This is a genomic window from Mycobacterium simiae, assembly GCF_008370645.1.
Taxonomy (GTDB): domain Bacteria; phylum Actinomycetota; class Actinomycetes; order Mycobacteriales; family Mycobacteriaceae; genus Mycobacterium; species Mycobacterium simiae_A.
In genome coordinates this window covers 1-1,369 of the sequence record NZ_VTZN01000388.1, presented here as the reverse complement: position 1 = coordinate 1,369, position 1,369 = coordinate 1, and the positions used below count along the sequence as shown (strand labels likewise).

General features: G+C 69.5%; 1 protein-coding gene. It reads right to left on the bottom strand.

Features of this window, described 5'->3' with window-relative positions; genetic code table 11:
* Nucleotides 1-1,369 (bottom strand): type I polyketide synthase (locus F0Q45_RS25990; RefSeq protein WP_149656591.1); only part of this gene is annotated, 1,369 nt, incomplete at both ends.

The window sequence follows — 1,369 nt, the reverse complement described above, 5'->3', positions numbered from 1 at the left end:
GGCTCCTCGGGCAGTTGCACGTGTGAGCCCAGCAGTGGATGGACGGCGACAGTGCTGGCGTGCGCCAGGCGATCCTTGGAATCGTCAAGAAGCAGTCGACGGTGACTCCAGGTTGGTAGCGGTGCGTCCAAGAGTCGGCCACTTGGGTAGAGCGCGGAGAAGTCGACTGCGGCACCGGCGGCGTAGAGGTCGCCGAGTAGTTCACGCAGCCCGTGGGGCAGTGGTTGTTCGCGCCGCATGCCGGCCAGGGCGGCGACCGGTATGTCGAGGCTGCGGGCAATCTGATCCACCGGGTGGGTCAGCAGCGGGTGCGGCGAGAGCTCGGTGAAAACCCGGAAGCCGTCCTCGAGGGCGGCCTGCACGGCCGCGGCGAAGCGCACCGTGTGGCGCAGGTTGTCGGCCCAGTAGTAGGCGTCGCAGTAGGGTTCCTCGCGGGGGTCGAACGAGGTCGCCGTGTAGTAGGGGATCTGCGGTGTTAGGGGAGTGATGTCGGCCAGCGCCTCGGTGAGGTCGTCGAGGATCGGCTCGACCTGGGGGGAGTGGGAGGCCACGTCGACGGCCACCTCGCGGGCCATCACTTCGCGTGCTTCCCAGGCCGCCACCAGGTCGCGCACCGTCTGGGTCGCCCCGCCGATCACTGTGGACTGCGGCGAGGCCACCACCGCGACTACGGCATCGGTGATTCCGCGCCCCATCAACTCTGAAAGTACTTGCTGGGCAGGGAGTTCCACCGATGCCATCGTGCCGGAACCGGCGATGCGGGTCATCAGCTTGGAGCGGCGGCAGATGACGCGCACCCCGTCTTCTAGGGACAGGGCCCCGGCGACCACGGCGGCCGCGGACTCACCCAGCGAGTGGCCGATCACCGCGCCGGGCGCCACGCCGTAGGACTTCATCGTGGCCGCCAGCGCGACCTGCATGGCGAACAGGGTTGGTTGCACCCGGTCGATGCCGGTGACGACCTCGGGGGCGGTCATCGCTTCGCTCACCGAGAATCCGGATTCTGCGGCGATCAGCGGCTCGATCGCGGCGACGGTGGCGGCAAACACCGGCTCGTTGGCCAGCAGCTCGGCGCCCATCTTGGCCCATTGCGAGCCCTGTCCGGAAAACACCCACACCGGGCCGCGGTCGTCCTGGCCGACCGCCGGCGGATACGGGCCTTCATTGCTGGCGACCGCAAGCAGTGCCCCGCACAGCTCGTCTGCGGTGCTGGCCAGCACCGCCGCGCGTACCGCGCGATGCCCGCGCCGGCGCGCCAGGGTGTAGGCCAAATCCGCGGCCATCAGCTCAGGGCCCTGGGCATCGATCCAGCCGGCGAGCCGCGCAGCGGTTTGCCGCAACGCCTCCTCCGAGCTGGCCGACACCGGAA